This is a genomic window from Bradyrhizobium sp. WSM1253, assembly GCF_000244935.1.
Classification (GTDB): Bacteria; Pseudomonadota; Alphaproteobacteria; order Rhizobiales; family Xanthobacteraceae; genus Bradyrhizobium; species Bradyrhizobium canariense.
Genome location: NZ_JH600073.1, coordinates 7,373,266 through 7,399,634, shown reverse-complemented (window position 1 = coordinate 7,399,634; position 26,369 = coordinate 7,373,266). Strand labels below are relative to the sequence as shown.

26 protein-coding genes and 1 pseudogene are annotated in these 26,369 nt (G+C 63.9%); 15 read left to right on the top strand and 12 right to left on the bottom strand.

Going from position 1 to position 26,369, the window contains the following annotated elements:
* Positions 1-24 precede the first annotated feature (24 nt).
* On the bottom strand, positions 25-1,848 hold the full coding sequence (locus BRA1253DRAFT_RS35690; RefSeq protein WP_371261355.1) for a caspase domain-containing protein: 1,824 nt from the start codon (positions 1,846-1,848) through the stop codon (positions 25-27).
* A gap of 191 nt (positions 1,849-2,039) precedes the next feature.
* Positions 2,040-3,948: pseudogene (locus tag BRA1253DRAFT_RS35685) on the bottom strand (acyl-CoA synthetase).
* A gap of 247 nt (positions 3,949-4,195) precedes the next feature.
* Here BRA1253DRAFT_RS35685 and BRA1253DRAFT_RS35680 point away from each other — a divergent pair.
* The gene (locus tag BRA1253DRAFT_RS35680) at positions 4,196-5,275 is read left to right on the top strand and encodes a hypothetical protein (RefSeq protein ID WP_007602327.1); all 1,080 of its coding nucleotides are present in this window, start codon (positions 4,196-4,198) and stop codon (positions 5,273-5,275) included.
* A 274-nt stretch (positions 5,276-5,549) separates the two neighbouring features.
* Positions 5,550-6,356 (top strand): Crp/Fnr family transcriptional regulator, encoded by an 807-nt coding sequence (locus BRA1253DRAFT_RS35675; RefSeq protein ID WP_007602326.1) that lies wholly within the window; start codon positions 5,550-5,552, stop codon positions 6,354-6,356.
* Positions 6,357-6,372: 16 nt separating this feature from the next.
* On the opposite strand, the gene BRA1253DRAFT_RS35670 is transcribed toward BRA1253DRAFT_RS35675, so the two are convergent.
* Complete coding sequence (locus BRA1253DRAFT_RS35670) at positions 6,373-7,014, bottom strand: glutathione S-transferase family protein (RefSeq protein ID WP_007602325.1); 642 nt, start codon at positions 7,012-7,014, stop codon at positions 6,373-6,375.
* A gap of 66 nt (positions 7,015-7,080) precedes the next feature.
* Entirely contained in the window at positions 7,081-7,629 is a 549-nt protein-coding gene (locus BRA1253DRAFT_RS35665; RefSeq protein WP_007602324.1) for a cytochrome b, read from the bottom strand.
* Between the two features lie 173 nt (positions 7,630-7,802).
* On the opposite strand from BRA1253DRAFT_RS35665, the gene murI reads away from it, so the two are divergent.
* The 8 genes from murI (at position 7,803) to BRA1253DRAFT_RS35630 (ending at position 13,308) form a co-directional block, all read left to right on the top strand.
* Entirely contained in the window at positions 7,803-8,600 is a 798-nt protein-coding gene (gene murI / locus BRA1253DRAFT_RS35660; RefSeq protein WP_007602323.1) for a glutamate racemase, read from the top strand.
* A gap of 62 nt (positions 8,601-8,662) precedes the next feature.
* Positions 8,663-9,436 carry an HpcH/HpaI aldolase/citrate lyase family protein gene (locus BRA1253DRAFT_RS35655; RefSeq protein WP_007602321.1) on the top strand — a complete coding sequence of 258 codons (774 nt, stop codon included), beginning with the start codon at positions 8,663-8,665 and terminating at the stop codon, positions 9,434-9,436.
* Between the two features lie 73 nt (positions 9,437-9,509).
* Entirely contained in the window at positions 9,510-9,893 is a 384-nt protein-coding gene (locus tag BRA1253DRAFT_RS35650) for a cupin domain-containing protein (RefSeq protein ID WP_007602319.1), read from the top strand.
* Positions 9,894-9,998: 105 nt separating this feature from the next.
* Positions 9,999-10,766, top strand: coding sequence for a hypothetical protein (locus tag BRA1253DRAFT_RS35645; protein WP_007602317.1), 768 nt, complete (start codon positions 9,999-10,001; stop codon positions 10,764-10,766).
* A 197-nt stretch (positions 10,767-10,963) separates the two neighbouring features.
* A complete protein-coding gene (gene rpsD, locus BRA1253DRAFT_RS35640; RefSeq protein ID WP_007602315.1) occupies positions 10,964-11,581 on the top strand; it encodes a 30S ribosomal protein S4 in 618 nt (205 codons plus the stop codon).
* A gap of 114 nt (positions 11,582-11,695) precedes the next feature.
* Positions 11,696-11,923, top strand: a complete 228-nt coding sequence (locus tag BRA1253DRAFT_RS35635) for a hypothetical protein (protein ID WP_007602306.1) — start codon at positions 11,696-11,698, stop codon at positions 11,921-11,923.
* Positions 11,902-12,204 carry a type II toxin-antitoxin system RelE/ParE family toxin gene (locus tag BRA1253DRAFT_RS42420; RefSeq protein ID WP_007602304.1) on the top strand — a complete coding sequence of 101 codons (303 nt, stop codon included), beginning with the start codon at positions 11,902-11,904 and terminating at the stop codon, positions 12,202-12,204. Before BRA1253DRAFT_RS35635 ends, BRA1253DRAFT_RS42420 begins: the two co-directional genes overlap by 22 nt.
* Positions 12,205-12,240: 36 nt before the next feature.
* Positions 12,241-13,308, top strand: coding sequence for a low specificity L-threonine aldolase (locus BRA1253DRAFT_RS35630; protein WP_007602302.1), 1,068 nt, complete (start codon positions 12,241-12,243; stop codon positions 13,306-13,308).
* A gap of 121 nt (positions 13,309-13,429) precedes the next feature.
* Here the strand turns inward: BRA1253DRAFT_RS35630 and BRA1253DRAFT_RS35625 are convergent, their stop codons facing one another.
* The 4 genes from BRA1253DRAFT_RS35625 to grxD are packed head-to-tail and all read right to left on the bottom strand — an operon-like array spanning position 13,430 to position 16,908.
* Positions 13,430-14,692 (bottom strand): serine hydrolase, encoded by a 1,263-nt coding sequence (locus BRA1253DRAFT_RS35625; protein WP_007602300.1) that lies wholly within the window; start codon positions 14,690-14,692, stop codon positions 13,430-13,432.
* A 1-nt stretch (position 14,693) separates the two neighbouring features.
* Complete coding sequence (locus BRA1253DRAFT_RS35620; protein ID WP_007602298.1) at positions 14,694-15,980, bottom strand: serine hydrolase; 1,287 nt, start codon at positions 15,978-15,980, stop codon at positions 14,694-14,696.
* 46 nt (positions 15,981-16,026) lie between these two features.
* Positions 16,027-16,578, bottom strand: a complete 552-nt coding sequence (locus tag BRA1253DRAFT_RS35615; protein ID WP_007602296.1) for an O-acetyl-ADP-ribose deacetylase — start codon at positions 16,576-16,578, stop codon at positions 16,027-16,029.
* 3 nt (positions 16,579-16,581) lie between these two features.
* Positions 16,582-16,908 (bottom strand): Grx4 family monothiol glutaredoxin, encoded by a 327-nt coding sequence (gene grxD / locus BRA1253DRAFT_RS35610; RefSeq protein ID WP_007602294.1) that lies wholly within the window; start codon positions 16,906-16,908, stop codon positions 16,582-16,584.
* A gap of 240 nt (positions 16,909-17,148) precedes the next feature.
* Here grxD and egtB point away from each other — a divergent pair, with 240 nt between their 5' ends.
* Positions 17,149-18,441: an ergothioneine biosynthesis protein EgtB gene (gene egtB / locus BRA1253DRAFT_RS35605; protein ID WP_035994593.1), complete on the top strand. Its 1,293-nt coding sequence runs from the start codon at positions 17,149-17,151 to the stop codon at positions 18,439-18,441.
* Between the two features lie 52 nt (positions 18,442-18,493).
* Positions 18,494-19,465, top strand: coding sequence for an L-histidine N(alpha)-methyltransferase (egtD, locus tag BRA1253DRAFT_RS35600; protein WP_007602290.1), 972 nt, complete (start codon positions 18,494-18,496; stop codon positions 19,463-19,465).
* A gap of 165 nt (positions 19,466-19,630) precedes the next feature.
* On the opposite strand, the gene BRA1253DRAFT_RS35595 is transcribed toward egtD, so the two are convergent.
* Positions 19,631-20,848 carry a low temperature requirement protein A gene (locus tag BRA1253DRAFT_RS35595; RefSeq protein WP_007602286.1) on the bottom strand — a complete coding sequence of 406 codons (1,218 nt, stop codon included), beginning with the start codon at positions 20,846-20,848 and terminating at the stop codon, positions 19,631-19,633.
* A 24-nt stretch (positions 20,849-20,872) separates the two neighbouring features.
* Positions 20,873-21,109, bottom strand: coding sequence for a BolA/IbaG family iron-sulfur metabolism protein (locus BRA1253DRAFT_RS35590; protein ID WP_007602284.1), 237 nt, complete (start codon positions 21,107-21,109; stop codon positions 20,873-20,875).
* A gap of 210 nt (positions 21,110-21,319) precedes the next feature.
* Between BRA1253DRAFT_RS35590 and BRA1253DRAFT_RS35585 the strand changes: the two genes are divergently transcribed.
* Positions 21,320-21,679, top strand: a complete 360-nt coding sequence (locus BRA1253DRAFT_RS35585; RefSeq protein WP_007602282.1) for a DUF427 domain-containing protein — start codon at positions 21,320-21,322, stop codon at positions 21,677-21,679.
* A gap of 132 nt (positions 21,680-21,811) precedes the next feature.
* Here BRA1253DRAFT_RS35585 and BRA1253DRAFT_RS42415 read toward each other — a convergent pair whose 3' ends face one another.
* On the bottom strand, positions 21,812-21,985 hold the full coding sequence (locus BRA1253DRAFT_RS42415; RefSeq protein ID WP_007602280.1) for a DUF1328 domain-containing protein: 174 nt from the start codon (positions 21,983-21,985) through the stop codon (positions 21,812-21,814).
* Between the two features lie 189 nt (positions 21,986-22,174).
* Here BRA1253DRAFT_RS42415 and BRA1253DRAFT_RS35575 point away from each other — a divergent pair, with 189 nt between their 5' ends.
* Positions 22,175-23,353, top strand: a complete 1,179-nt coding sequence (locus tag BRA1253DRAFT_RS35575) for an acyltransferase (protein ID WP_035995667.1) — start codon at positions 22,175-22,177, stop codon at positions 23,351-23,353.
* 100 nt (positions 23,354-23,453) lie between these two features.
* Here the strand turns inward: BRA1253DRAFT_RS35575 and purL are convergent, their stop codons facing one another.
* On the bottom strand, positions 23,454-25,664 hold the full coding sequence (gene purL, locus BRA1253DRAFT_RS35570; RefSeq protein ID WP_007602276.1) for a phosphoribosylformylglycinamidine synthase subunit PurL: 2,211 nt from the start codon (positions 25,662-25,664) through the stop codon (positions 23,454-23,456).
* A gap of 183 nt (positions 25,665-25,847) precedes the next feature.
* Between purL and BRA1253DRAFT_RS35565 the strand changes: the two genes are divergently transcribed.
* Positions 25,848-26,327 (top strand): PaaI family thioesterase, encoded by a 480-nt coding sequence (locus tag BRA1253DRAFT_RS35565; protein ID WP_007602274.1) that lies wholly within the window; start codon positions 25,848-25,850, stop codon positions 26,325-26,327.
* Positions 26,328-26,369: the final 42 nt, after the last annotated feature.

Below are 26,369 nucleotides of genomic sequence, written 5' to 3'. Positions count from 1 at the left end.
CCGCGGTTTGGATCGACTGCAGGATCAGTTGCAGACCTCATAATTGCCGCTTCCTACGGAGGCGTTATATCTTCCAGGCGTAGCCCCGGCCACCAGTCTGCATCCTTTCTGCACCGGACGACAGCCAGACGAACTGCAAAAAATCTGCCCACTGGCTTCGGGCTTTGAGGGCGCCGATTCCGAGGCCTTCCGGTCCGCATCCCGCCTCCTCGAATCTTCGCGCGTGGCGACCGGCTTCTTCTCCTGAATCTTTTCACACTCGTTGTCGTCACCGACGCGATAGCCGGCGCGGCAGGTGATCTTCACGCATTGATCACCGTCGGCCTTGGAGCCGAAATTGCAAATGAGCGGGCAGACCCGTCCCGGCCTCGCTTTCAGTGCGTCGAGCGCGTCGACGCTTGCAAGCTTGGCGTCGAACTGGGTGCCGGCATATTTGTTGAAGAGCGTCAGCGAACGCTGCGATGCAGCGCTCCAATCGCCGTCCGCAGTCGTGGACAGGCAGCCGACGCGGCGCAATTCGCTCTGCAAGGATTTCGTCAGATCAGGCGCCGACAATGTGGATGCCGGTGCCGGCGAAAGAGCTGCAACTTTTTGCTCGACCTCAGGCATCTGCCGATCGGCCACAGGTTTTGCCGCCTGCTCCGCGTTCTCGGCGGCCTGCTTGGCGGCCAGCTCGGCCTTGGCCTTCTCCGCCGCCTGCTTCTCGGCTTGCACTTTCGCGGCGGCAGCTTCGGCCAGCTTGCGCTGGTGCTCCGCCGCGTCCGCTCTTGCCTGCTCGATCTGCTTCTGTTTCTCCGCCGCGATCCGGGCCTCTTCGGCCGCCTTGGCCGCCGCGGCCGCCTTGTCCTGCTCGGCCTTCTGGGCGCGTTCGGCAATGAGCCTTGCCTTCTGCTGCTCGGCCGCGTTCGCTTTTTGCTCGGCCGAGGCGCGCGTCTCTTCGGCGGCTATCTTGTTCATCTGGCCCTTGGCGAGATTCGCGTAGAACCCCTCGGGATATTGCGCCAGGAACGCTTCCCAACCGTCGCGCGTGGCAAGCTGCAGCGCGAGCTCGTAATCCCTGCGAATAGAATCCTGCGGATTGGCCTGCGGACCGGTCGCTGCCGGCTTGGTCGCGACCAGCGGCACATCGTCGCCGCCAAGCGAGCCATAGACATAGGGCTCCTGCTTGTAGCCCGTGCTCTTGAGCACGTCGTCGCGCACGAAGCCGAACGCCTTGCGCAAATCGAGGCCGGGCTTTGGCAAGTGCTCGACCAAAGCGACGGCGAACGGGCTGTTCCTGGAGTCACCGTCAGACGCCGTCGATCCGGCCTTTGCGGCGAAGGCGATCATGGTGTTGGGGCTGGTCGGCTCGACCTTGGCAAGCCCGCGACCGATCGCGCGCGAGGCCAGCGTCCGCTTCATGGTCTTGGAAAATGGATTGTCGCGGCAGGCATCCAGGATGATCAGGCGCAGCTGCTTGGCCGGCTCGACTGCGAACAGCGCGCGCTCGACCGGGATGGTTTCGTCGAGCACGTCGCCGTCCGTCTCCAGCGTCGCGTCGATCGGAATAAGATAGTTGGTGCCTTCCAGCTCGATGCCGTGACCGGCGTAATAGATCACCGCCATGTCGGCATCGCGGGTCCTGCCGGCGAACTCACGCAACATGCGCCGCATCTCGCTCGCACTGAGATCCAGCCTGACGTCGACGGAATCGAAGCCGGCCTTCTTGAACATGCCGCCGACCAGAGTGGCATCGTTGACAGGGTTGCCGAGCTTGGGCGCGCTCTTGTAGGCGGAATTGCCGATGACAAGCGCAACCCGCCGGTCCGCATGGGCCGGTCCGCAGGCGAGGCCAATGGCCAAAATCAACAAAGCAAATAGCCGAAACGGAATCACTTGCGTCCCCCCGGATGCAATTCCACGAGACTATTCGGACCATCGCTCAATTACCAATTCTTCCTATGTGATATTTGTCACATAAGAGGCTCTCTCAGGGGTATGGATAATGCGGCGAAGCGTCGCCCTGCCTTCGGGCTGAGCCAAAGCCTCTGTTGAGTCCGTTACATTTGCACCACCTCGTGGCGCATCACGAACGGCGCAAGCAGTGCGTGCACCTCGCTTGCAACCGCCTCGCGCTGATCCGCCGGCAGGCCCGCCAGCGTTACGGTGGCGATCGAGCCGTGGCTGCCGTGAGCGCCGACCCGGACCTTGCAGTCGATGCCACGCTCAGTGAGCGGCGTCAGCACCTTCGTGAACACGCGCTGGGCTGCGTCCCAGCGCAGCTGCGGCTTGAACACTTTGCCGACGCCCGTCACAGGCATCGGATCGATCGGGATGACCTGCACCGGGACAGCCGCGCGCTCCGGCGTGCGCTCGCGCACCCATGTCTCGAGTTCGCCCGGCTCGACGGTCGCGCCCGGCTTCAGCTGCACGTACCCCACCGGCAGTTCGCCGGCATAGGCGTCAGGCTGGCCCACCACCGCGGCGAAGCCGACGGCGGGATGGCGGAACATGATCTCCTCGATCGGCGCCGGATCGATGTTGTGGCCGCCGCGGATCACGAGATCCTTGGCGCGGCCGGTGATCCAGAGATAGCCGTCGGCATCGAGCCGACCAAGATCGCCGGAATTGACCCAGACCTCGTCGACGAAGGCACCCTTGTTGTGCTCGTCGTTGAGATAGCCGCCGAACACGCCGGGCCCGGCCATGATGACGACGCCGATCTCGTCCGGCGCGCAGTCGCGGATCAGCTTGCCCTCGGCATCGAGCTGGACGATGCGGACCCGTGCGTAGGGCATGGCAAGACCGACCGAACCGAGCCGGATCGGCCGCGACCGATAGGCCAACGTATGAACGCTCGAGGTCTCGGTCATGCCATAGACCTCGACAACCGGCAGCTTGAGCTTGTCCTGGATCGCAGACCCGACCGCGACCGGGATCGCGGAGCCGCCACCGGCTGCATATTTCAGGCTGGAGATGTCGGCATTGCCAGGCGGCACCGCGAGCGTCGCGGCGAGTACCGTCGGGACGCTCGACAGCGCCTCCGGCTTGAAGCGCTCGACCAGTTGCCAGATGTTCTTCACCGCATTCGGATTGCGCCATCCGCTCGGCGACAGCACGACCAGCGAACCGCCGGCCGATAACGTCGTCAGCACTTGCGTCAACGAGCCCCCGACGTGAAACAGCGGCATGCCGAACATCATGTTGGCGCTCGGGTTTCGACTTCAGCAGCAGGTTGAGAGCCCAGGCCTGATAGACTTGGTTGACATGCGTGTGCCGCACCAGCTTTGGCGTGCCGGTGGTGCCGCCGGTGTGGAAATAGGCGGCGATGTCGCTGCCCAGAATCTTGCGGCCGCTGATAAGGCGCTCAGAAGGCTGCTGCTTGATCAGGTCGCTGAAGGCAAAGACTCCCTTCCCCGGGTCACCGCCACCGAACACCTGCACGACCGCCTTGAGGTGCTTGAGTTGCGGCCTGATCTGCTCGACTTTCTGCCAGATGTCGGTGCCCGGCACCGGCCCGAGCGCCACCAGGACTTTTGTGTTCGCCGCTTCCAGAATCTCCGCGATCTGGTGCGGCTCCAGCAGGGGGTTGACGGGGTTGGCGATGCCGGCGGCCTCCGCGCCGAACAGCGTTACGAAGGCGTCCGGCACCAGCGGCAGCATGAAGCTGACGACGTCGCCCTTCTCGACGCCGAGCGCATGAAACATGTTGGCGGCCTGAGTGACGCGCGCGATGAAGTCGCGGTACGTGACCACGACCGGCGTGTCGGCGGGATCGGCATTTTGCAGGAACTGGATCGCCGGCCCATCGGGGTTGCGGACCGCACCCAGTTTGATGGCGTCGTAAGTGCTCTCGGGCGCGACGCGATCGGCGTAAGGGACCTGCTCGAAGGCTCGAACCTCGGCGTCCGTCGCCAGGTCCGGATAGTCGTCGCCGATGAGCCGATCGAGCGCGTGGATGCCCGCCATGGAATTCCGTCCTCCCTCAGATGCATGTCCCAGCGCCCTGTCTTTTGACTTTTTGGGTTGGCGGGGCCCCGACCGATGGCCGGCCGAGCACGGACAGAATGATGGATGATTTGGCGTTCGTCCATGACTTAAGGCTACGGCAGTCGCATTCGGATAAGAGGCCTTTGAACCTCCGCGTCCTGTCCGGGGACCAAGAACATGCATCGGATTCGCCTGCCAGCGCCCCGCCGCAAGACTCGAGGTAATTATGACGACGCCCCTGCGGGACCGCGCCACACGGCTGATCGTCGCACTCGCCATAATGGCCGTGCTCGCGCCGACCCGCGCGGCACTCGCCGAGGACAGCCAGCTCGACAAGATGCGCGCCAAGATCTCGGCCTTCATCGGCGGCAAGATGGAGAAGCTCGGCGGGTCTCGTATCGTCTACAAGGTGGACACCGATGGCCTGCGCGAGAGCGTCGTCACGGATTTGCGCGACGACGTCTACAAGAACCTGCGTGAGGGCAAGATCGCCTTCTCCGGTCTTGCGATCCGCGACGGCGGCGTCGAGTTGAAGATTGCCGATGTCAAGGGCCGCGAGCAACTCGCACGCAAGCTCGCGTCGGCCGCGGAAGGATTGCCGTCGCATGCACTCGCCGTGACCGACGGCGGCGACGGACTGGTCAGGCTCGCGCCGACCAATGCGGCATCCGCCGCGCGGTTGCACGAACTCGTCGAAGATGCCATCGCCATGATCGAGCAGCGTCTGAAGGAGGCCGGCGTCCAGCTCGCCAGCGTCCAGCCCGATGGCACCGACCGCATCCGAATCTTCCTGCCCGGTGTGATGGAGCTCGAGCGCGTCACCGCGGTCTTCGCCCGAAGGGTCAAGGTCGGCTTCCGCCTGATCGACCTCTCCATGCCGCCTGAGCAGGCGCAATCCGGCACGCCGCCGGCAGGCACGGAAGTCCTGCCCGGCTTCAAGGACAAGAGCCTTTATCTGGTCGCCAAGGACAGCGTGCTCGACGGCGACGACATCAGCTATGCGGGCCCGGGGTTTGCGAGCGCCACGAAAGAGCCGATCGCCTCATTCCGCTTCAACGGCCGCGGCACGCGGCGCTTTGCCCACATCACCGAGGAGAATATCGCAAAGCCCTTCGCCATCGTGCTCGACGGCAAGGTGATCTCCGCCCCCGTGATCCGCGAGCCCATCACCGGCGGGACGGGCCAGATCTCCGGCAATTTCACCATGGAGGAAGCAAACAGCGTCGCCATGCTGCTGCGCGCCGGCTCGCTGCCCGGGCACCTCAGCCTGGTCGAGCAGCAGGTCGTGCCGCCCGCCAAGCCCTAAGGCGGGGGATCGCCCCACGCCCACGCCTGGTCCCGCCACGGTCGGCAGCCGAGGTCTACCACACCGAGGCTCGTACCCGGTGGCCCCCGAATCGCGGGCCCGCCACGGCCATACGCACCGTCAAACAGGCAATTGCCGAAACGCCCGATCAGGCTAAAATTTGCCTCTTGCGGCACGGCGGCCGAAAGCTTCATTCAAGCGGTCGTCGTTCGATTTCGGCTATAGATGTCGAGAATGCCGACCGTGACTGAAGGCCTTACGCGGGGATAGTACCATGCCGTCCGGCAGCGCAGACATTTCGTCGATCCTCGACCGCATTCTCGAGGCGGCGACGGATAACCTCAGGATCGCGAAGATCCTGGTCCAGATGGGCCTCGATCCGAACAACGTCACCTATGACTCGATCTTCAATCGGATGCTGGAGATCTTCGTCCAGAACATCACGCTGGCCAACATGTTCGCCGCGGTCGGGGCCGGCTTCTTCGTCGCCACCCTCCTGATGCGAACGATGGTGCCGCTGCGCGTCGCCAACATGGTCGGCTGCGCGTTCTTCGCCGTGTTCGGCGCGCTCTCCGCCAACGTCTCGACCTTCCTGCTCTATCTCCTGCTGCTTCCGATCAACGCCTTGCGCCTGCGGCAGATGCTCAAGCTGGTCAAGAAGGCGCGCCATGCGGCCGAAGGCGACATGTCGATCGAATGGCTCAAGCCGTTCATGACCGAACGCAAATATCGCCACGGCGACACGCTGTTCAAACTCGGCGATCCAGCCAAGGAGATGCTCCTCACGGTCACCGGCAAGTTCCTGGTCAAGGAGATCAATATCGAGATCATGCCGGGCGCGCTGATGGGCGAGCTCGGCTTCCTCACGCCGGGCAACCGGCGCACCGGAACGATCGAATGCATCGAAGACGGGCAGGTGTTGACGATTACCTATGACCGGTTGCTCGAGATCTACTTCCAAGATCCGCAGTTCGGCTATTACTTCCTGGTGCTGACCAGCCAGCGCCTGCTGCAAAATATCGATCGGTTGCAGAATCAGCTGGCGACGGAGCGGGCGGCCACCACGAACAGGATCGCATGATCGATTGGGCGGCCGCTCAGTTCAAGAGCAACGCCATGCCCGGATCGCTCTTCTCCATCGCACTCCGATAGCCCGCCCGCGCGCTGATGCGGCCGAGATATTTGACCACGTTCGGACAGCGCTGGAGGTCATAGGGCTGGAAGTAGCGCATCGTGGTGAGCGAGAAAACTGTCATGATGTCGGCGGTCGTGAAGGCGCTGCCCGCAAGATATTCGGCCTCGCGAAGCCTTGCGTCGAGAAGATCATAGGCCCGATCGAGACGCCCCTTCATCGCGAGCAGGGTCGGATTGTCCTTCGCGAGATCCAGCCGGTTCAGGATCATCATCCGTCCCATGCCGGGTTGCAGGGTGCCGTTGGCGAAATGAAGCCAATACAGAAACTGCGCGAACGCGGGATCAGTGGGACCGAGCACGAGTCGGCCATTGCCATATTTTGCAACGATGTAGTCGACGACGGCGCCGGATTCCGCGAGCACCAGCTCGCCGTCGGTGATCACAGGCGCCGTGCCAGCCGGATGCAGTGCCTTGTACTCGGCCGGAGCCAGCATGGTGACGGGATCGCGCGCATAGCGCTTCAACTCGTAGGGAATCCCCAGCTCCTCGCACAGCCAGACGATTCGCTCGGACTGCGACTTGCCGAGATGATGGACGGTGAGCATGAGGCCTCCTGAAGACATGAAGCAGAACGTGGGATGTGCCCCGAGAACGCATAGGTGTGGTTGCGACTAGGCCTCGTCCGTCACCATCCGCGCCACGACGCGGTCGCGGCGGATGAAATGGTGCCACAGGGCGGCGATCACGTGAACCGCGATCAAGGCGAGCAGCACATAGGCAAAGAGGATGTGGCGGTCCTCATAGGCGCCCGCCGCCGCGCGGTCGGGAGCGGTGAATTGCGGCACGTGAAACAGGCCGAAGAAGTCCGAATAATCAGGTGCGTGCGCACCGGAATGCGCCCAACCGAGTATGGTGACGACGATGACGGCGAGGTAGAGCGCGCCGTGACTGACATGGGCCGCGACCTTCTGCCAGCGCGAGGTCTCGGCCGGCATGGCGGGCGTCGGGTTGATGAGGCGCCAGACCAGGCGCAGCACGGTGAGCAGCAGGATCACATAGCCGATATCGGCGTGGATCGAACGGTAGAAGAAGCGGTCGGGACGTGCCGGCATGTGGTTCATCCACCACCCGAAGCCGATCATGCCGATGATGGTCAGCGCCAGACTCCAGTGCAGCCATCGGGAAATGCTGCCCCAGCCGTTGCTGGTATTTCTGATCATGTCGGCTCTCCGGAGTTTTGCGGGCCTGTCCCTATCCGCACCGCAGTACGGCAGCTGATACCGGGACCATGCGGCAATCGCGAAATTGAATCGTTCCAGGTTAGCCCTCAGCGCCCCTGCCGCAAAACCGCCCCAAAAACCGAATGGTAACCATGTCCGGCTAGAGTGATCACGTGACCAATTCTCCGACGATTCTGGTGTTCGATTCCGGCCTTGGCGGGCTCACGGTCCTGCGTGAGGTCGTGGCCGCGCGCTCCGACGCGCATTACGTCTACGTCGCGGACGACGCCTTCTTCCCCTATGGCCACCACAGCGAGGACGCGATCATCGCCCGCGTGGTGCCGTTGATGGGGGAATTGATCGGCACGCACGATCCTGACCTCGTCGTCATCGCCTGCAACACGGCGTCTACCCTGGTCCTATCGCACTTACGCGCCGCTTATTCCTTGCCCTTCGTCGGCACGGTGCCGGCGATCAAGCCGGCCTGCGCGCAGTCGAGAAGCCGGCGGGTGTCGGTGCTCGGCACCAAAGGCACGGTGAAGCGCGAATACACCAAGGCGCTGATCCGCGATTTCGCGCAAGGCTGCGAGGTGACGCTGGTCGGCTCGCCCGAGCTGGCCGCGCTGGCCGAAGCAGAGCTCAGCGGCTCTCCCGTCAGCGACGACGCCATCCTCGCCGAGCTCGCCCCGTGCTTCGTCGGCGATGCCGGGGACGCAGGCGCACGCACCGACACGGTGGTGCTCGCCTGCACCCATTACCCGCTGCTGCTCGACCGGCTGAAACAGCTCGCGCCCTGGCCGGTCGACTGGATCGATCCGGCGCCCGCGATCGCTCGCCGCGTCTCGGATCTGCTCGGCCCGCACACCGGCGGCATCGCGCAATCCGGCGCTGAGATGATCTTCACCTCGAACCGAGCGCATGGCCTTTCGGCCATGCTGACGCCGTTCTTCGGCGGCCGCATTCCGGCCTGACCTTGCGCCTCGACGGCGCGCTGCTAGGCTCCGCCGTCGTCGTTTCCTGCAGGTTCTTTCCCATGTCCGTCCCGACCACGCCGCTCAACCGTCTTCGCCAGCTCTGGCGCGAGGGTCGTCCCGCCTTCGGCGCGATCGCGACGATCCCGAGCGTGCAGACCGTGCAGATCATGGCGCGCTCACTCGACTGGATCATCGTCGATCTCGAGCATGGGCCGATTGGATTGACCGAAGCACATGCGATGATCGCGGCCACCACCGGCACACCGTGCACACCGCTGGTGCGGATCGCGGCGAACGAGCCATGGCTTGCGAAGGCACCGATGGACATCGGCGCCTTCGGCATCAATTTCCCGATGATTACCAATCGCACTGAAGCCGAGAAAGCGGTGCGCAGCGTGCGCTATCCGCCACGCGGCGATCGGCTCTGGGGTCCGTTCCATGCGCCATTCCGCTGGGGCCAGTCGATGCCGGACTACATGGCCAGCGCCGACGACGAGATGATCTGCATGATCACGATCGAGCACGTCGACGCCGTCAACCGCATCGACGAGATCATGGCCACGCCCGGCATCGACGTCGCCGTAATCGGCCCCGGCGATCTCGCCACCTCCATCAACAAGCGCGGCCAGATGGACGATCCGGAATTGCTGGAACTGGTGGCGCGGGCCGAGGCCGGCATCCTCAGAAGCGGCGTGCCGATCGGCGGCGTGGCGCGGACCGCAGACCAGGCCAACGCCTTGGTCGACCGCGGCTACCGCGCGATCGCGCTCGGCTTCGACTGGTCGCTATTCCAGCGCGGCATCATTGCGGCGTTCGAGGGGATCAAGCGCTGACGGCAAAGCCGATTGCCACCTTGCCGGGAACTGCTGCGCTGCTAGGCTCAGTCGTTCCAGGGAGGAAAAAACCATGTTCAAAAAGACTTTGCTCGCTCTCGCCTTCACCGGCCTCGCTGTTGCGGCCTTCGCCCAGCAGCCCGGCATCAAACGCACCCCGCTCCAGAAGGTCGAATTTCCGGATGGCTACAACACCATCACGGCCGTCGCGGAGGTCCCGGCGGGCGGCGCGGCCGGTCGCCATACCCATCCGGGCATCGAGACCGGTTACGTGCTCGAAGGCGAACTCAATCTCCTTATCGACGGGCAGCCGGAAAAGACGCTGAAAGCTGGCGATTCCTACCAGATCCCGGCAGGCGTCGTGCATGACGCCAAAGCCCACGGCGATAAGGCTATGAAAGTGCTTGGGGTTTACATCGTCGATAAGACCAAGCCGCTGGCCTCGCCGGCACCCTGATGCGGCGAACCGACCGGCCCCACGCGGGTTGGTTCGTGCTAGAGCAGGCGGCGAGCGGGAACCCCGCTCGCTGCACAAACTTTAATCAGGGGAAACCAAAGAGCGATGCGCGGGACGCCCAAGACCATTTCGCTGCCGCGTCGCCTGATTGTCGACCTCATGCACGCCTCGATGGGCGTGCCCTTCGTGTCCCTGTCCCGTTCGCTCGATATCGGCCCTCTGCTAGAGGCCCGCGCGGGCGCGATGGCACCAGCCGGCTGGGCGGCCATGTTCGTCAAGGCTTTTGCCCTCGTCGCCAGGGACGAGCCGGTCCTGCGTACCGTCTATGCCAAATGGCCCTGGCCGTCGCTTTACGAACTGCCGAAGAGCGTGGCGTCGGTGGCCATTGCCCGGGTCGAGGGCGGCGAGGAATGCGTGATCCCGCAGCGAATCGCGGCTCCCGAGGCCATGACGCTGGCTGCGGTCGATGCCGAGATCCGGCACGCCAAGACCGCCCCGATCGACGAAATTCCCATGTTCCGCAAGATCATGCAGGCGACCCGCCTGCCGCTGCCGCTGCGGCGGCTGTCCTGGGCGATAGGACTGAATTTCGGCCGGCAGCGCGGCAACTGGTTCGGCAGCTTCGCGGTGAGCTCGGTGGCCGCCTATGGCGGTGGCGAGCTTCACCCCATCACGCCCGGACCCTTCATCGTCAGCTATGGGGTGGTCGGGCCTGACCAGACCATCCATGTCGTGATTCGTTGGGATCACCGGGTCACCGACGCCGCCCCCATCGCCCGGGTCCTGACGAGGCTGGAACAGGTCCTGAACACTGAAATCGCTGCCGAATTGCGGGCGGCCGGGTCAAAGCCGATCCGGGCGGTCGGAACGTGATTCCAGGCCATTCGCATTGACAGCGAGCCCCAAATCCCCCTAAAAGCCGCTTGCTCGCGGGCCGATTTCGGCCCGCGAAGCGTTTCGCGACCCGTGGTCCTGTCCCTTAAGCTTTGGGGATCGGACCTGTCAGTGCCGGGCTAGCCCGTCACACAGGAGGGCGCGTTTCCTCAAACCAAGTACCTGAAGAGGACGCGATGACTAAGCGCAGTGAGGCGAAGTACAAACTCGATCGCCGTATGGGCCAGAACATCTGGGGCCGCCCGAAGAGCCCCGTGAACCGCCGCGAATACGGCCCCGGCCAGCACGGCCAGCGCCGCAAGGGCAAGCTCTCCGACTTCGGCGTGCAGCTGCGCGCCAAGCAGAAGCTGAAGGGCTATTACGCCAACATCTCCGAGCGTCAGTTCCACAGCATCTATGTCGAGGCCAGCCGCCTCAAGGGTGACACCGGCGAGAACCTGATCGGCCTGCTCGAGCGCCGTCTCGACGCGGTCGTGTACCGCGCCAAGTTCGTCTCGACGATCTTCGCCGCGCGCCAGTTCATCAATCACGGCCACGTCAAGGTGAACGGCCGCAAGGTCAACATCTCGAGCTATCTGGTCAAGCTCGGCGACGTGATCGAGGTCAAAGAATCCTCGAAACAGCTCGCCCACGTCCTCGAAGCCAGCCAGCTCTCCGAGCGTGACACCCCCGACTATCTCGAAGTCGACCACGGCAAGATGACCGCGAAATACATTCGCATCCCGCACCTCTCGGACGTGCCGTTCCCGGTGCAGATGGAGCCGCATCTGGTCGTCGAATTCTATTCGCGCTGATAGCTAGGCAGATCAAAGTTCAAAGGCCCCGGTTTCCGGGGCCTTTTTGTTTGGGCCAGCCATTCCCATGTCTCGATCCACTTGTGCTATGATTGCAAGTAATGGAGCTACATGATGACGCGTCTTCTGGAAGAGGCCTTTAACACGGTTTCCGCGCTGCCCGATTCAGAGCAGGACGAGCTGGCGCGGACGCTGCTTGAGCTCGCCGGGGTCGATCAGCCTCCGATCCAGCTGACGGCGGCGGAAGAGGCCGATCTCGCCGAGGCCGAAGCTGAAATCGCCCGTGGCGAACTGGCCAGCGCTGACGAAGTTCGAGCGATGTGGACAAAGCACGGGCTCTGAATGTCCGTTACACAAAGCGAGCACTCGCCCAGATCGACGAAGTTCTGACCTATATCGAGGCGCGATCGCTCCAGGGAGCGAGCCACGCGCGCGACCGCATTGCTGCTCTCATCGCGCTGCTCCAGGCTCACCCTTATGCAGGACGACCGACCACTCGTGCATACGTCCGTCGCTTGCCGGTCAATCCTTATCCGTATCTGATAGACTATCGTGTGACTGTGACGGAAATCGTTATTATGCGGTTTCGTCACGCCGCTCGCCGTCCACCCAGAACTCGCTGACCGCGAGTGGGTACCATTCCCTTAGGGAGCAAGTTGATGCTCTACACCCCTTCCCCGATCGATCCCAAGGCGCCGCCGGTGCGCATCAATTTGCTCTCGGACACACAGACCAAGCCGACACCTGCGATGCGCGAGGCGATGGCGCGGGCGGAGGTCGGCGACGAGCAGGTCGGCGACGATCCGACCGTGAACGCCCTGTGCGCGCGCGTCGCCGAGCTGCTCGGCAAGGAAGCCGCGGTGTACATGCCGTCAGGCACCATGTGCAACGTCACCGCGACGCTGGTGCATTGCCGCCCCGGCGACGAGATCCTCGCGCATGAAAGCGCGCACATCATCGCGCGCGAAGGCGGGGCGCATGCCGCGATCGGCGGCTTCCAGGTCACGCAATTGAAGGGACCCGACGGCCAGTTCACGCCGGAGACGTTCCGCAAAGCGCTGCATCCGCGCACCCGCTACCAACCGCCGCAGACCGTGGTCAGCGTCGAGCAGACCGCCAATATCGGCGGCGGCACGATCTGGAAGAAGGCCGCTCTCGACGAGATCGTCGCGATCGCGAAACAATATGGCCTCGTCACCCACATGGACGGCGCGCGCCTGCTCAACGCCACTGTCGCGAGCGGCATCTCGCCGCGCGACATGACCGCGGGCTGGGATTCGGCCTGGATCGACTTCTCGAAAGGCTTGGGCGCGCCGCTCGGCGGCGTGCTGGCGGGCTCGCGCGCCTTCATCGATGCGGTCTGGCAGTGGAAGCAGCGGCTCGGCGGCTCGATGCGACAGGCCGGAATCTGCGCGGCGGCCTGCATCTACGCGCTCGACCATCACGTCGAGCGGCTTGCCGACGATCACGCCAATGCGCGCGCGCTCGCCCGCGGACTGTCGCAGATCGCAGGCGTCGAGGTGCAGGAGCCCGAAACCAACCTGGTGTTCTTCAAGCCCGATGGTGCCGGTATTCCCGGCGACAAGATGGTCGCGGCGCTGCGCCAGCGCGGCGTCACGCTTGCGATGATGGACGGCCGCATCCGCGCCTGCACCCATCTCGACGTCAATGCGAGTCAGATCGAGGAGACGATCGGATATATCCGCGAGATCGTGCGCGGGGTGTAAGCCGAGCAGTCCTGTAGCCCGGGTGAGCGAAGCGATACCCGGGACTTCACTCGCAGAGACCCCGGATGTCGCTGCGCTCATCCGGGCTACTGCTCTTATCCGACAGCAAAACAACGGCGGTTCACCGCCCCATCGCCTGGTAGATCAACGTCTTCAGCGCCAGTTGAATCCGGCCACGCTGCGTCGGGGTCTGCACCATGAAGATCCCGAACAGATCGTCCTCGGGATCGATGAAGAAGAACGTGCCGCCGACGCCGTCCCAGCGATATTCTCCGAGCGGCCACGCCGTTCCAGGGGGCACCGAGGTGCGTACGGCGAAGCCGAGTCCGAAGCCGGAAGATCCGCCCGGATAATAGTTCTGGTCGCGCGCGATCTTCGTCTCCGGACCGATATGATCCGACGCCATCAGCGCGATGGCCTCCGGCTTGAGATAGCGTCGGCCCTCATAAGTGCCGCCGTTGAGCAGCATCTGTGCGAAGCGGGCGTAGTCGCCTACCGTGCCGACCATGCCGCCGCCGCCCGATTCCCAGGTCGCGGGCCGCCTGATGTCGCGGAGCTGCGTCGTCGGATTGATGTAGCGATCCTCCGGCATCGGCTCGGCGATGCGCGGGAATTTGGCGGGATCTGCGACGAAGAAAGCCGTCTCGGTCATGCCCAGCGGATCGAGCAGCCGCTCCTTCTCGAATTGCAGCAGCGTCTTTCCCGCGATGATTTCGACGACGCGGCCGAGCACGTCGGTGGAATAGCCATAGTCCCACACCGTGCCCGGCTGCTCGACCAGGGGCAGCGTGGCGACCTTGGCGGCGAATTCGGCGTTGGTCAGATTGCTGTTGAAGAGATTGGCGTCCGCATAGAGCTCGCGCACCATGCCGCCGCCGTAATAGCCGTAAGGCAGCCCTGAGGTGTGGCGCAGCAGATCCGTGATTGTGATGGGTCGCTCCAGCGGCTCCATCGCCAGGGCGACTTTGCCGTCCTCGGCCTTCTTCTCGATGCCGACCTTCATGCCGGCGAAGGCCGGAATGTATTTCGAGACGGGATCGTCGAGCGAAAGTCTGCCCTCCTCGACCAGCATCATCGCCATCACGGAAGTGACCGGCTTCGACATCGAGTAGAGGCGGAAGATCGTGTCCGCGCTCATCGAGAGTTCGGTCGCGACGTCGCGGACGCCGAAATTCTGGTAATACACCGGCTTGCCGTGCTGCTGAAGCAGCAGGATGGCGCCGGGGATCTTGCCGGTGGCGACCTCGTTGCGGATGTAGTCGGAAACCTTCGCCAGCCCCGCGGGCGAGAGCGTGCGGACCGCAGGTCTCTCGGAGCCCGCCTTCGCAACGATGCCGCCGGCGAGAAGAACGAGCGCCGCGATCAATGCGCGGCGCCCGAACATGTCAATTCTCCATCGCTTCATAGACCAGCTGCTTCAATGTCCGCTGCACACGCTGGCGCTCGGTCGGGGTCTGCTCCAGCAGCACGAAGAACATGTCCTGCTTGGGATCGATCACGAAATAGCAGCCGGAGGCGCCGTCCCATTTCAATTCGCCGAGATCGCCGGGCGGCGGCGGTTTTGCGTTGCCGGGATCGGTGCGGACCGCAAGTCCGAGACCGAAGCCGAAGCCATCGCCGGGGAAGTAGAAATAATCGCGATCGACGCCCGACTTGGGGCCAATCTGGTCGGTGGCCATCAGCTTGAACGTCTCGGGTTTGAGAATGGTCTTGCCGTCGAGGCTGCCGCCGTTGAGCAACATCTGCGTAAAGCGCTCATAATCCGCCATGGTCGTAACCATACCGCCGCTGGCGAACTGGATCTTTTTGACGACCGTCGGATCATTGATCCGCCCGACCCGGAAATCACTGTCGTTCGGCACCGGCTGCGCCAGCAGCTTCTGCTTCTCGGGATCGGTGACGAAGAAGCCGGTGTCGACCATGCCGAGCGGGTCGAGCAGCTTCTCCCGCTCGATCTCGATGAGCGGCTTGCCGGCCGCGACTTCCATGACCCGCGCCAGGATGTCGGTGGAATGGCCGTATTGCCACAGCGCGCCCGGCTGGTTGTGCAGCGGAAGTTTTGCGATGCGCTCGGCGAACTCGGCGAGGTCGAAATCGCCGGCATAGATGTTGGCTTCGCGATAGGCCTTGCGGACCAGGCTGTCGCCGTAGAAGCCGTAGGTGACGCCCGAGGTGTGCGTCATCAAATCGTGCACCGTCATCGGCCGGTTCGGCGGCACGAGCTCGAGCGACTTGGTGCCGTCCTCGGCTTTCTTCTCGACGCCGACTTTCACATTGGCAAAGGACGGAATGTATTTCGAGACGGGATCGTCGAGCTTGATCGTACCTTCCTCGATCAACTTCACTGCGACGACGGAAGTGATCGCCTTGCTCATCGAGAACAGGCGGAAGATCGTCTTGTCGGTGATCGGCGCCTTGCTGACCGCGTCCTGCACGCCGAAGACTTCGTGGTAGACCGGCTTGCCATGTTGCTTGATGAGCACATTTGCGCCGGCGATCTTGCCGGTCGCGACCTCGTTCTTGAAGAACTCGGTGACTTTGGCGAGCTTGTCCTGGTTGAAATGCGCGCCGGCCGGAATCTCGTAGGTGCCCTCCGCCCGCGCAAACGACATCGCACCCAACGGCACAAGCGCGGCGCAGACCAGCGCGCGCAGTCCAGACTGTGAAATCATATCCCCTCCCCGGAACATGGCCCGGCGGAGTGTACCGACCACGTCATCAGGCACAAGGGCCGCCGTACTGCGCCAAAACGTCCGCGTGCAGAGCCGCGCTCTTTTCCGAGAAACAACAAAATATGACGTCGGCGACCAGCGGCGCGGCCTGCAGGGCTTCAATGGTCGCATGGACCGCAATCTTCGCGGCCTGGTCGGCCGGAAAGCCGTAAACCCCGGTCGAAATCGCGGAGAACGCCACGGACCTCAGCTGATTGGCCTCACAGAGCTCGAGCGCACGGCGATAACAGGAGCCCAGCGCCTCTGCCTCGCCGCGAGTGCCCCCGTGCCAGACCGGGCCGACCGCATGGATCACATGGCGCGCAGGAAGAAGGTAACCCTTGGTGATCTTGGCATCGCCGGTCGGGCATCCTCCGAGCTTCCGGCACTCGGCTAGAAGCTCGGGCCCGGCCGCCCGATGGATCGCGCCATCCACGCCGCCCCCACCCAGGAGCGACGTGTTGGCCGCGTTGACGATGGCGTCAACGCTCAGCGTGGTGATGTCAGCAACGATGACCTTGAGCTCCGCGCCGCCGATCCGGCGCGTCAGCTGGGTCATGTATCAGGCCGCGACAGCGACGCCCTTTTCGGAGAAGAGCTGCTGCAATTCACCAGCCTGGAACATCTCGCGGACAATGTCGCAGCCGCCGACGAACTCGCCCTTCACATAGAGCTGCGGAATGGTCGGCCAGTTCGAATAGTCCTTGATGCCGTTGCGCAGTTCGGCGGATTCGAGAACGTTGAGGCCCTTATAGCCGACGCCGATGTGGTCGAGAATCTGGACGACCTGGCCGGAGAACCCGCATTGCGGAAATTGCGGTGTACCCTTCATGAACAGAACCACGTCGTTCGACTTCACTTCGTTGGCGATGAATTCCTCGATGCTCATATCCGTGTCCTTATGGGGCGGAGCCCACTCCAATCGCTTCGGGCTGGCTCCACCGATCTAACCCGATACCTGGGTATATATGTAGCCCAAACCGTTGTGCATCCAAAGTAAAATGGCGGCGAGCGGCTCCTGGGGGACCGCTCTCGGCACCACCGGCCCATTGCATGATGCCACGAATATCATCGTCAGGGAGGACTTTCATACCGTCACGGAGCCCCTATCTAGGACGAACCCGGCGCTTTGGAACCCGTCCACGCCAACAACGTTCTCTTGTCCTGTCTGGAGAAAAACGTGACGAAACAAGCCTCCGCTACGGCCTCCGCTCCGTCACCGTCGGTCGATTTGGGCGGTCTTGCCCAGAGGCTGGAAGACGCGTTTCTCGCCGTCCGCGACGAGACCGAGCGCCGGGCCGCACCGCTGTCGCCGGAGGACCAGCAGATCCAGTCCATGCCGGACGCGAGCCCGACGAAATGGCACCGGGCGCACACCACCTGGTTCTGGGAGCAGTTCGTGCTCGGCGTCCACTGTGCGGGCTACCGGCCCTTTCACCCTGACTTCGCCTTCCTGTTCAATTCCTATTACGTCAGCGCCGGCCCGCGCCATTCCCGCAATCACCGCGGCGACATCACCCGCCCGAGCGCCGATCAGGTCGGCGCCTATCGAAAATATGTCGACGCTGCCGTCGTGAAATTCTTCCGCGACGCCGGCGAGGACAAGCTTCGCGAGATCGCGCCGCTGGTCGAGGTCGGCCTCAATCACGAGCAGCAGCATCAGGAATTAATGTTCACCGACATCCTGCACGCCTTTGCGCAGAACCCGATTCCGCCGGCCTATGATCCGGACTGGCGCTTCCCGACCGCGACGCCAGCCAGTGAGGATTGGCTGACGCTGAACGAAGGCATCCATACCGTCGGTCACGTCGATGACAGTTTTCATTTCGACAACGAGAAGCCGGCGCATCGCGCCCTCGTCGGCCCGGTCAAGCTCGCACGCAATCTCGTCACCAATGGCGAATGGCTCGCCTTCATGCGCGACGGCGGCTACCGGACCGCAACGCTGTGGCTGATGGACGGTTTTGCAGCCGTCAACAACGAAGGCTGGGACGCCCCCGGCCATTGGCGCGAGATCGACGGCCAATGGCATGTGATGACGCTGGCCGGCCTCAAGCCGGTCGATCCTGACGCGCCCGTCTGCCACGTCAGCTATTACGAGGCTGACGCCTTTGCGCGCTGGGCCGGAAAACATCTGCCGACCGAGATGGAGTGGGAGGTCGCGGCCCGCGCGGGCCAGCTCAACGATGCCTTCGGCATCGTCTGGCAGTGGACGCGATCGTCCTACTCGCCTTACCCCGGCTATCGCGCCATCGAAGGCGCGCTCGGCGAATACAACGGCAAGTTCATGGTCAACCAGCTGGTGCTGCGCGGCTCTTCGCTTGCAACCCCGGAGGGGCACAGCCGTATTACCTATCGCAACTTCTTTTATCCGCACCACCGCTGGCAATTCACGGGACTGCGGCTCGCCGACTACGAGTAAAATTCTCATCCGACGACAAATGCGCGCCGGACAGCGCGTTCAGGAGAGTATCATGAATGTGCACGCTAGCGCTTTGGCCGAAGCCCATCTTCCCGACGAACAAACCACCGCCTTTGCGCGCGAGGCCATCGAGGACCTCTCGCAGCAGCCCAAAAAGCTGTCGCCGAAGTATTTCTATGATGCAGCCGGATCGGAATTGTTCGAAGCGATCACACGGCTGCCGGAATATTACCCGACGCGCACCGAGCTGGCGATCCTGAAGGAGCGCGGCAGCGAAATCGCGAAAATCATTCCGGAGCACGCCGCCCTCGTCGAATTCGGCGCAGGCGCGACCACAAAGGTCCGCCTGCTGCTCAACCAGTGCAAGTTCGCGGCCTATGTGCCCGTCGACATCTCCGGCGACTTCCTGACGGCGCAGGCAAACGGCCTGAAGCGGGATTTTCCGTCACTCGGAATCTACCCGGTGGCGGCCGACTTCACCACGCCGTTCGAGCTGCCCAAGGCGGTGGCGACCATGCCCAAGGTCGGGTTCTTCCCGGGCTCGACGATCGGCAATTTCGAGCCGCATGAAGCGCAGGCCTTCCTGAAGAGCGCGCGCGCCATCCTGGGCCGGGGTGCGCAGATGATCATCGGCGCCGACCTCGAGAAGGAGGAGCGCCTGCTCCACGACGCCTATAACGACGCCGCCGGCGTCACCGCGCGCTTCAACCTCAATGTGCTGGTGCGGATCAACCGCGAGCTCGGGGGAAATTTCGATCTCTCCGCCTTCACCCATCGCGCGATCTACAATCGCGAGCGGCACCGCATCGAGATGCACCTGATCAGCAAGAAGAGCCAGACCGTGCGCCTGCTCGGCACCAGCTTTTCGTTCCGCGCGGGCGAGAGCATCCACACCGAGAACAGCTACAAATACAGCCTCGAGCGTTTTGCCGCGCTGGCGCAGGGCGCGGGCTGGCGTGTGCGTGAGAGCTGGACCGATGCCGCGAAGATGTTCTCGGTGCACGCGCTGGAGGCGGCGGAGTAGAAATTCCTGCGTTTCCTGCGGCGCATCCTTCGAGACGCCCGCCTTAGGCGGGCTCCTCAGGATGAGGACGGTATCCGTGGCAGCAGTTTCGACGGGCACCGGCGCTGATTAGCCTCATCCTGAGGAGACCGCGGAGCGGTCGTCTCGAAGGACGAGGCGTTCAAGTCAGGCGCTACCGCGGTCCGTGCTCTGATGCTCCTCGGCTTCTTCCGGCGTCGATCCCAGCGAGACCGACTCCCATACCGCAACAACGATCATGATCACCGTCGCGGCGACCGACAGCCATAGCGGGGACAGCTCGGCGGCGAACCACGACAGCGCCGCGAGCGCGATGATGCCGATCCCGTGCGAGAGCTGGAGGAAGCCGCGGATCGCGTGCTTGAACAGGATGGTGCCGACCAGGAACAGCAAGGGACCGCCGATCGTGCTGACGATGGTCCTGATATCTGAATGCCCGACCGGATGCTTCAGCACGAGCTCGTCGGAGACCGCGGTCAGGATGATGCCAGCGACGATCGGCATGTGCAGATAGGTGTAGGCGAGCCGCGCCAACCGGCCGGATTCGGCGGATTTCGAGATGCGCTCGGCGCCGGCCTCGGCGCCCTTGTGGAAATAGACCCACCACATCGCAATGCTGCCGACCAGTGCGGAGACGAAGGCCAGAATGTTGTCCGCGGTCCAGTCCAGCTCGGCAAAGGTCGCGCCGTTGACGACGACGGCCTCGCCAAGCGCGATGATGACGAACAGCGAGCAGCGCTCGGCCATATGGCCGCCCTCGACTGCCCAGGCCTCGACCGACGAGAAGCCCAGCTTCGGCACCCAGAAGCGGACCGCCGGCGAGATGTATTCGATCGTCAGCGCCACGATCCAGAACCATAGTCGCGCCTCGTCATGGGCGAGGCCGCCGAGAATCCAGAAGATCGCGGAGACCGAGAGCCACGTCAGGATGCGGATCGCATTGTGCCGGACCGCAGTTCGATGCCGCGGCGTTGCAAACATCCAGAAGGCTGTGCGCCCGACCTGCATCGTTGCGTAGGCGATCGCGAACCACAGGCCCCGCCCCTCGAACGCGGTCGGGATCGTCGTGGACAGCACGAGACCGCCCAGCATCATCAGGAAGATCAGGATCCGGACCGGCGTCAGTTCGGGATCGAGCCAGTTGGTGACCCAGGCGGTGTAGACCCACACCCACCATACCGCGAGAAACAGCACCGCGACATGCACCGCACCGAGCGGCGTGAAATGGTGCAGCAATGTGTGCGAGACCTGCGTGATCGCGAAGACGAAGACGAGGTCGAAGAACAGCTCGGCATTGGTGACGCGGCTGTGCTGGTTTGGCAGGATGACGCGAAACATCGCGCCGCGCGGATTGTCCGCAGCCATCGTCATCCCCCCGTCACGAGCAGATCAGGCGCCCGGCACACCGGTTTGCAGCGCCAGCGCATGCAGCACGCCGCCCATCTGGCCGCGCAGGGACTGATAGACGATCTGGTGCTGCTGGACGCGGGACTTGCCGCGGAAGGTTTCCGAGATCACGGTCGCGGCATAGTGATCGCCGTCCCCGGCGAGGTCACGGATGGTCACCTCGGCATCGGGGATCGCCGCCTTGATCATCGCCTCGATATCGTGGGCGTCCATTGGCATTCGGGTCGTGCTCCTGTCTCGGCTGCAATCAGCCTTGTCGTCGAATCGCTGCCGGGGTCCGGATCTGCAAAGCCAAACTTGCCGGCGGGCCCAAACTTAGCGTGAACGGTCTTCTACGTCACGCCTTCCGGCACTATATCGGTGATCCGATCTGGATAAAGCCACGACAAAGTGCCGCGCGCGGCAGAGTGATCGAAAAAGGCGTGAATCATGAAGCTTCCAGGGCCCGACCACCCCATCACCATTACCCCAAATCCCCGGCGCGTCCGCGTCACGGCCGGCGATATCGTGATCGCCGAGACCACCAAGGCGCTGACGCTGAAAGAGGCGAAATATCCGGCGGTGCAATATGTGCCGCGACAGGACGCCAATATGGCGCTGCTGGAGCGCACCGACCGTGTCACCCATTGCCCCTACAAAGGGGATGCGAGCTATTACAGCGTCAGGGCCGACGGCAAGACGCTGGACAACGCGATCTGGACCTATGAGGCGCCCTTCCCCGCGATGACCGAGATTTCGGGCCATCTCGCCTTCTATCCGGACAAGGTGAAGATCGAGGAAGTGGGGTAAGCCCACATAGGGCCTGCTGTCATGGCCGGGCTTGTCCCGGCCATCCACGTTCTTGGCTGCCGCGGATACAAAGGACGTGGATGCCCGGGACAAGCCCGGGCACGACGACTGGGAATGCTGACGCGAGCCCCGCTACGCCCTGAATATCGTGAGCCCGAGTATCAGCAGCACCAGGAAAATCGCGACGAACACGTAGAACAGGAAGCGGGCGATGTCGGCGGAAGCGGCCGAGATGCCGGTGAAGCCGAGCACGCCGGCCACGATCGAGACAAGTAGGAAGATCAGCGCCCATTTCAGGATCGTCATCGCCAGCTCCGAAATTGTACCGCTTGCCGCGGTCCCAAGCCCTTTTGGCGAACGCTAACTTCGTCGCAGGGAACTGGTTCCTAGCGGTCTCGAGACCTGCGGGCGTCCCAAACGACCCTTGCTGAATCCGGTTCCCGGCGGCAAAGTCCGGCCGGGACGGAAAGCGCGACCGGGGCGGCCACGATGACGATGTCACATTCAGCGACGATCGGAGCAGAGGCGCACGCGGTGCCGAAGGCCAAGGCGCGCAATCTGTCGCTCGATCGCGCCCGCACCTTCCTCACGCTGGTGGTGCTGCTGCACCACGCCGTCATTCCCTACACCTATTTCGGGCACACCGATCCGGCGTCCTGGATCGGCTTCGACATCGTCGTGCTGGCCACCGACAGCTTCTTCATGGCGATGTTCTTCTTCCTGTCAGGACTGTTCACCTGGCCGGGCATCGCGCGCAAGGCGCCGTCAGTTTTTCTCCGCGACCGCCTGTTGCGGCTCGGGCTGCCGTTCGCGATCGCGGCGTTCACCGTGATTCCCCTCGCCTATTACGCGATCGCGCTGCGGCACGATCCCGGGCTGAGCTTCACGGCGTTCTGGTGGAAGACGATCACGGTTGGCCCGTGGCCGAGCGGCCCGATCTGGTTCGTGTGGGTGCTGCTGGCGTTCGACCTGACCGCGAGCTTGCTCTACCGGGTCTCCGCGCATCTGGTCGACCCGGGCAACCGCGTGTCGCTACGCGGATTCGACCAGCCGGCCGTATTCTGGCTGCTGCTCGTCGTCGTGACGACAATCGCCTACGTGCCGGCGCTGCTCTATTTCGGCGGCAGCAAATGGTTCGAGCTCGGGCCGTTCTCGGTGCAGGCGAGCCGCATCCTGCTCTACTTCGCCTATTTCTTCATCGGCGTCAGCGTTGGAGCGGCGAACTTCGATCGCGGCATCCTCAGCGCCGGCGGCCAGTTGCCGAAACAACGCTGGCTCTGGGTGATCGCCACGCTGATCCCCTACTGCCTGATGTGGGGCATGATCTACATCAAGCGCGAAGTTCTGGGCAATCCAGACCCGCAGCCGCACTGGTATCAGGCGATCTACGGCACGTTCTTCGTGCTGTTCTCAGGCTCGATCCTGCTCGCGATCCTCGCCTTCTTCCTGCACCAGAAGTCGCCGGGCCCGAACCTGCTCGACCGCATGCAGGCGGATGCCTACGGCATCTTCCTGGTGCACTACCCGATCGCGCTGTGGATCCAGTACGCGCTGTTCGATTACAGCTGGCCTGCGATCGCGAAAGCCACGATCGGCTTCGTGCTCACGGTGATCCTGAGCTGGGGACTGACGGCGGGGTTGCGGAAGATCCCGGGGGCCTCGCACGTGTTGTGAGGCACGATACCGTAGCCCGGATGAGCGTAGCGATATCCGGGAAACATCACGACAAAGACCCGGATGTCGCTTCGCTCATCCGGGCTACCGGTTCAGCGCCTCAGGCCGCTTTCCCGCCCATATACTCCGGCAGCCAGCGCTCGAACGATGCCCTGAGCGTGTCGATCGCAACAGGCGCCTCGCCGGCGATCGCGACGGCGTCGCCGCCGGTGGTGCCGATCCGCACGCAGGGCACCTCGCAGCCGCGCATCTTGGCGAGCACGCGGCCGGCTTCCGTTTCAGGCACGGTGACAAGATAGCGCGCCTGGTCCTCGCCGAACCAGTAGGCCTGAGGCACCAGCGCGGTCGGCGCCGCGAGCAGTTTGGCGCCGATGCCGCTCGCCATCGCCATCTCGGCCAGCGCGATCAGAAGACCGCCGTCGGAGAGATCGTGCACGGCGGTCGCGGTGCCCGCATGGATCATGCCGCGCACGCAGTCGCCGTTGCGCTTCTCGGCCGCGAGATCGACCGGCGGCGGCGCGCCCTCCTCGCGACCGCAGATGTCGCGCAGGTAAACCGACTGGCCGAGCCAGCCGTGAGTTTCGCCGATCAGGAGGATCGCCTCGCCTTCGGCCTTGAAGGCGAGCGAGGCCGACTTGGTGAAGTCGTCGAGCAGGCCGACGCCGCCGATCGAGGGCGTCGGCAGGATCGCGCGGCCGTTGGTCTCGTTGTAGAGCGAGACATTGCCGGAGACGACCGGGAAGTCGAGCGTGCGGCAGGCCTCCGAGATGCCCTTCAGGCAGCCGACGAACTGGCCCATGATCTCGGGCCGCTCGGGATTGCCGAAATTGAGATTGTCGGTGATCGCGAGCGGCTTGCCGCCGACGGCGGTGATGTTGCGCCAGGCTTCCGCCACGGCCTGCATGCCGCCTTGATAAGGATCGGCCTCGCAATAGCGCGGCGTCACGTCGACGGTCAGCGCCAGGCCCTTCGGGCCGTCCTGCACGCGCACCACGGCGGCATCGCCGCCGGGACGTTGCATGGTGTTGCCGAGAATGACGTGGTCGTACTGCTCCCAGACCCAGCGCTTGCTGCACATGTCGGGCGTGCCGATCAGCTTTTCGAGCGCGGCACCGAGATTCATCGGCGCCGCCACTTCGCGCGCGTGCACGACAGGCAAAGCGGCGGAGGGGACATGCGGGCGGTCATAGAGCGGCGCCTCGTCGCCGAGTTCCTTGATCGGCAAATCGGCCATGACGTCACCGCCATGCTTGACCACAAAGCGCTTGCTCGGCGTGGTGTAGCCGACCACGGCGAAATCGAGGCCCCACTTCTTGAAGATCGCCTCGGCCTCTTTCTCCTTCTCGGGCTTGAGCACCATGAGCATGCGCTCCTGGCTCTCCGAGAGCATCATCTCGTAGGCGCTCATTCCGATCTCGCGCGTCGGCACCGCATCGAGATCGAGATCGACGCCGAGATCGCCCTTGGCGCCCATCTCGACCGCCGAACAGGTCAGACCCGCCGCGCCCATGTCCTGGATCGCGATGACGCAGCCCTTCTCCATGATCTCGAGGCAGGCCTCGAGCAGCAGCTTTTCGGCGAAGGGATCGCCGACCTGCACGGTCGGACGCTTCTCTTCGGACTTGTCGTCGAACTCGGCCGAGGCCATCGAGGCGCCGTGGATACCGTCGCGCCCGGTCTTGGAGCCGAGATAGACGATCGGCATGTTCACGCCGGAGGCGGCCGCATAAAAGATCTTGTCGGTATCGGCGAGGCCGACCGCCATCGCGTTGACGAGAATGTTGCCGTCATAGCGGGTGTGGAAGCGGACCTGACCACCGACCGTCGGCACGCCGAAGGAATTGCCATAGCCGCCGACCCCGGCGACGACGCCGGAGACGAGATGCCGCGTCCTGGCATGCTCCGGTGCGCCAAAGCTCAGCGCATTGAGGCAGGCGATCGGCCGCGCGCCCATGGTGAAGACGTCGCGCAAGATGCCACCGACACCGGTGGTCGCGCCCTGGTACGGCTCGATGTAGCTCGGGTGGTTGTGGCTCTCCATCTTGAAGACCACGGCCTGGCCGTCGCCGATGTCGATCACGCCGGCATTCTCGCCCGGGCCCTGGATCACCCAGGGCGCCTTGGTCGGCAGGCCCTTCAGATGGAGGCGCGAGGATTTGTACGAGCAGTGCTCGTTCCACATCGCCGAGAAGATGCCGAGCTCGGTGAAAGTTGGCTCCCGCCCGATCAGCTTCAGAATGCGCTCATACTCGTCCGGCTTGAGCCCGTGGGCGGCAATAAGCTCGGGAGTGATCTTGGGTTCGTTCTTCATGGATTCGAGGCTTTCGACGGCGGTGGGCCGTTCTTAGGAACATCGGACGGCTTGGAAAAGCCCTTTATGGCGCATTTTCCCGCTGTCCCACGTTTTGCGGCCGGGGGCTGCGGGAACAGGAATTGCACAGCGTGGACAGATCGGATTTAAGGGCAAACGACTCGCAATTGAAGGCCCATTTCCTTGCACGAATTGACCAAAGCGCCCCCGCCCCGCCGCCCCGACCTCCACGTCGCCACCGATGGGGAATTCCAGGGCTGGCGAACCTGGATTCGCGACAGTTTTGAGAGCCATATCGGCCCGTTCTGGCACAGGATCGAGGACGACGGCAGCGTCCGCTCGGCGTTCCGGGTCGAGAAGAAGCACCTCAACGGCTCCGGAAACGTCCATGGCGGCTGCTTCATGGCATTCTCCGACTATTGCCTGTTCGCGATCGCCACCCACGAGCTGGATGGGCCGGCCGTGACCACCAATTTCGCCTGCGACTTCCTCGACGCGGCACGCGAAGGCGAGCTGATCGAATGCGTCGGCGAGGTCTCCCGCGCCGGCGGCTCGTTGATCTTCCTGCGCGGCAAGCTGACGTCAGGCGGGCGGCCCCTGTTCACCTTCTCCGGCACGATCAAGCGGGTGAAGCGGAAGCCGGCACCACAGCCAAACGCATAGCTCGCCGCCTTCCCTTTTGGCGCCCCGTCGCCCAGACTTGGG